Genomic DNA, 4,872 nt, shown 5'->3' on the forward strand with positions numbered 1-4,872 from the left:
CTTCACCCAGTTTTACTGGTAATTCTGCATCTTATACATCCGCTGCCTCACCGAGCTGGACAGTAAACCTTAACCTTTACGGCAACCGCCATCCCGTCTATCAGAATTCAGCCATTTCCCTGACAACCGTAAACCCACTCACTCCCATAACATTGTACGCAAATTATTCTGAGACAAATTTCACCGGCGAATCTCAGACATTGCAGTCCTCATGGAATGGCAGGGCACTTGAATCAGCCGCATCTACAACGAACGCATTGGATCAGTCCTCATATTTCCATACCACAGGATCAAAGACCATCAGTTTCTATGCCCAGAATGATCCGAATCCCTCGACCAATTCTCTCGGTTCGCTGGATTCCGGTTCCAGTTCATATGGCGTGAACGTTGTGCCATTCTCCCTCACGCCTTCCCCTGTGGATTATTCATCCGTTGGAACATCCGTATTGCTGTCGTTGAAATACAGCACTCAGACCTCCGCTCTCATGTCACAGATCGATCTCACAGTCAATAGCGTACTGGAGGACAGGTTCCAGCCCAACGTTGCCTCTGGCATTGCCAAGTACACCTTCACCCAACCCGTAGCCTCGCCCCTGCTGGTTACGTGGACGGCATCCGATCAATACGGCTACTCTCAGTCGATCACTTTCCAGTATGGCTCCAATTTAACCCCAGCGGAATACAGCAATAAGGTTACAGTATTGCAGTCTGCTAATGCAACTCACTCCTACCCCATATCCCTGTCTGGCGTCCCTTCTGGAACAGGATTTTACCAACAGTTGCTCACAATTTCAAATCCTTCGAGTTATGGCATCAACACGGCAGGTTCAAACGTGCAATTCTCTGCACAAAATGGCTCATTGCTATATGCTTGGATCCAATCGGTTAATCAGGGTACAGAAGACAACTTCACAGTGTGGGTAAAGAACTACAATGGTTCGTCAACCGTTGATATGCAGGTTCTGCCGAGTTTTGAGAATCTTTTTAGTGCGAATGGATATTTAGGGGAAGCACCACAGTTAAGTTCAGTTTACGGAGAATATTTCAATGCACCTAAAGTATTCGGAAATTCAACTTCACCAAATGCTTGGGATTTCTCCGGAACAATATTACCGTCGGGATTTGTAAATTCAGGCACTATATATACGCAGGATAATGGTCTTACTTTTACAGGCACGAATGCGAATGGTTATATGTATTACAATGAAAATCTTGGTTCTGCATCGGGTTATTCCATGACAGAATACGGGGTCATTGAGGGCTCACAGGATAATAGTACAGCATTCGGTTTCATACAAATACCAATTGATAACCACGCAGGATACAACGGCATAGGTATGCTAACATGGGATGGTGGTTCAGGCTCTACGTTGCAAAATCCGTATGGGTATATGACAAACGATTCTGTTGTTGTAGATACAACAACATCAGTCTTTCCTACCTTCAGCACCCCTGCAATATGGACTGTCTCAGTGAATTCAAACTCCTATGATACTTACTATTTGAACAACAGTAATATGAAGTCTATCAGTGGAGAGAGCAACCTAAATTCACTCTATCCGAGTGTAGCGGAGTTTCCTGCAGGTAAAATAGCTTATAATCTCGAACAGCCTATGAAGGTCTATTATATGTTTATATCCCAGTCGATTGTTTCAATGCCCACCTTCACCATCGGCACAGGAAGCATTTATCAGGCGAATGCCACGACGACATCGACACTGACTGGAAATCCAGGGCAGGCATACAATTCCACGTTCCAGTATTTTTCCTTCCAGATTCCCCTTGCACCGGGAACCAACTACACGACGGTGATATGGAACAGCACATGGACGCTGAGCAATGCATTCCCCTCTACGTTCCTGCCAATATCAGCAGGGCAGAACTACATCACCTTTGAGGACCTGTCAGGCTTCAGCTTCATCCAGGTGCAGCTGATCGAGCCATCATCGCTGATCAACACCATGGAGCAGGTTCAGCTGTCGCCATACCAGAGTCGGACGGGCCAGTCGCTGGGAACATTCTCGTCATATTTCAGCATCTCGGTCAGTTACACGCCATTTGGATCATCCACCGCGCAGACAATCAACCCTTCATCGGAGGGGTTCTCCCTCCCGTACGGTTCCATAGCTTCGGCATATCTCTATGATCCCTGGCACCAGCTGGTCGGATCAGAGGCTTTCAATGTCTCCTCAACCTATGTGCAGGTCGGAATTCCGCTCAACGTTACCTTCGTCTATTTTGTTGATGAGGAAACAAATGCAACCTTCAGCGGCGAAACAATCTCGGCGAACGGCTACAACAATACATATCCGGATCCCATGGTTGTGGCCAACGGATCCTCATACCAGTACACGGTCTCAACGGTTGACCCCGCAACCTCCCTTCTGAAGGCTTACTCGGGATCCTTCACGGCTTCCGGTGCAGTCCAGGAAGCATATGTCAAAGTCGGGAAACCTCCCGGAACAGTTCAGCTGTCCGTATACCAGAAACAGAGCGGAGAATCCCTTTCCCAGTATTCCTCCTACCTGAATGTAACCGTATCGTACCTGTCCCCTGGGTCAGCGTCCCCCATAGAAGTTGAGCCTCTTGGCATGAGTGTCCAGCTTCCCCAGGGATCAACTGCCACCGCATATGTCTACAATCCATGGCAGCAGCTGATGGGGTACGTATCATTCAATGTGACAGGACAGTACAGCCTGGTAAGTATTCCCCTCAATGCCACTCTTGCCTATCTCATAGACCAGCAGACAAGTGCTGCCTTCCCGGAGGAATCCCTGTCATCCAACGGCTACAACAATACATATCCGGATCCCATGGTTGTGGCCAACGGATCCTCATACCAGTATGCCGTGTCGGCAATCAATCCTCAGACATACCAGCTGGAGAATTACCCCGGAATCTTTACCGCAAAGGGAACCTCGCAGAAGATCTACGTCAACGTGGGAATGCCCCTTGCCTCTGCCCTTGTGAATGTCTATGCATACAACGGCAGCGGCATCGGCCTGCTCGGCAATGCAGGGCCGTCCACCGGGTCGCCTACTGCCTACCTTTACATAGGGGGCGTCCTGCAGTCCCTGAGCTCCACCTTCACCGGGGAGCTGGGGCAGACATACCCCGTTCAGGTTACGGATGTCCTGGGCGATGTCCTGTACACCGGCAACCTGACGCTGAACCAGCCCGCAAAGACCGTGGACATATACGTCAGGACGCCGTCCTACGGGGTGCAGTTCATCAATGAGGAGGCCGTCCCCGCTTCGTCCCCGCTGGCAACGCAGTTCTCCTCCATAAATCCCATAGGGAAGGACGTTTACGTGAATTTCTCTACGAGAGTGGGGCAGGAGAGCACCCTCTATTTTGCCACCGGCAGCTACCACCTTTACACGCATGACAACCTGACAGACAGCCTTAATTTCACACTCGTGAATGAGACCATTGGCTATGACTTCAACGGGCCCAACATCCTCAGGATAACGGAACAGGCCATAAACAGCACGAACCATGGCATAATCCTGAACCCCATCAGCCAGCCGGGGAATTTGATACCGGGGCAGAATGCAACATGGCTGCTGGAGCCTGAGTTCAAGAACGGAACACTCCTGACGCCATCGCAGATAGAGAATTCAACCTTCCAGTTCATTGTCACCAATTCATCGGGTTTCTTCCTGCCTGAGATTGTGGACCACAGCATCGTCCAGGGATACCTCAGGGTTACATTTTTGCCAACAGTCAACGGATCCATGACGTTCGCCACGAAGGAGACATTTGATAATAATTCAGGGTCCTACTCCGACCAGGTATCCGTCATCCCCATTGTTCCCGCATCAGTTGGGCTGCAGGACACTATCACTCTGCCTTCAACAATCCAGGCCGGCAATGCAACGGTCGGTACGGTGTTCTTCTCCTTGGACTCAAGCAACAGCAGCAACCCTGCCACTCCGGACCAAGGACAGACCCTGTCGATCATGCATAACACCACGCTGGAACTCCTCTTTAACGGTAAGTTCGACGGCCTCATCGCCATGTACTATATCCAGCCGGGAGAGGCAGCCTTCAGCCTGAACATCACCGCAACAGGCACCGGGTATGCGGTTCTTGCCATCACCACCCCGACAGGCATCTCGGGCCAGAAGGTATCATTCACGGGATCAAGCAGCTCATTCAGTGTGGTCTCGTACAACCCGACGAAGCAGGTCTCCCTGACATCACAGCTCGAGAAGGCTCTTACAGGCCTGGACGCGGAGATATTTTACCTGATCGTTACGGTGGTAACCGTGCTCTACGAAGTGATAAAATACCTGAGGAGAGGAGACGAGGAAGAGGACACGGAGGACAATGAGGCAGGCCTCTTCATGGAGGCAATGACCATGTTCCAGGTGCTCCTGCTGAATGCCGAGAAGAAACCCGTCCCGCCTGAACTGAATGACATCTACACAAAGATTCCGGCAAAGCGCAGGAACAAGATTTATGGGCTCATCACGTCCAGAAGGAGGGCGATCCTGCCCAAGCCAAAATTCCTCATGAGGAAGCCAAAGGAGGCAAAACAGAATGAATGAAAAAGAGGATAAGAAAATTGAACTGTGGAAAGTAGTGGCAATATCAGCAATACTGGCGTTCGCCATGGCCATTGCCGTTATGATGCCCTCCGGCGCTGGGGGAAGCGATCCGGGATCTGTTTCCGGAACGTTCCTGCCGGATGCAGCGAATGTGACGAATGCCACAATTATGGGGGATGCAGCCCAGATCATGGGATATTACCCCAGCCTTGATCTCTACGTAACGCTGCCAACCGGCACGGCAGCCCCAATGATCACCCCGTTCCTGGTGAATGTAACGGCGGGAGGGCAGGCGGTGGCTGACCTGTACGTAGGGAAT

The 4,872-nt window shown here is 50.6% G+C and carries 2 protein-coding genes; both read left to right on the top strand.

Features of this window, described 5'->3' with window-relative positions; genetic code table 11:
• Positions 1–200 precede the first annotated feature (200 nt).
• Positions 201–4,553 carry a hypothetical protein gene (locus KIS29_11255; GenBank protein ID MBX8640902.1) on the top strand — a complete coding sequence of 1,451 codons (4,353 nt, stop codon included), beginning with the start codon at positions 201–203 and terminating at the stop codon, positions 4,551–4,553.
• The coding region (locus tag KIS29_11260; protein ID MBX8640903.1) for a hypothetical protein at positions 4,546–4,872 on the top strand (327 nt) is incomplete at its 3' end. The genes KIS29_11255 and KIS29_11260, both read left to right, overlap by 8 nt.

It is taken from the genome of Candidatus Sysuiplasma jiujiangense, assembly GCA_019721075.1.
GTDB lineage: Archaea > Thermoplasmatota > Thermoplasmata > Sysuiplasmatales > Sysuiplasmataceae > Sysuiplasma > Sysuiplasma jiujiangense.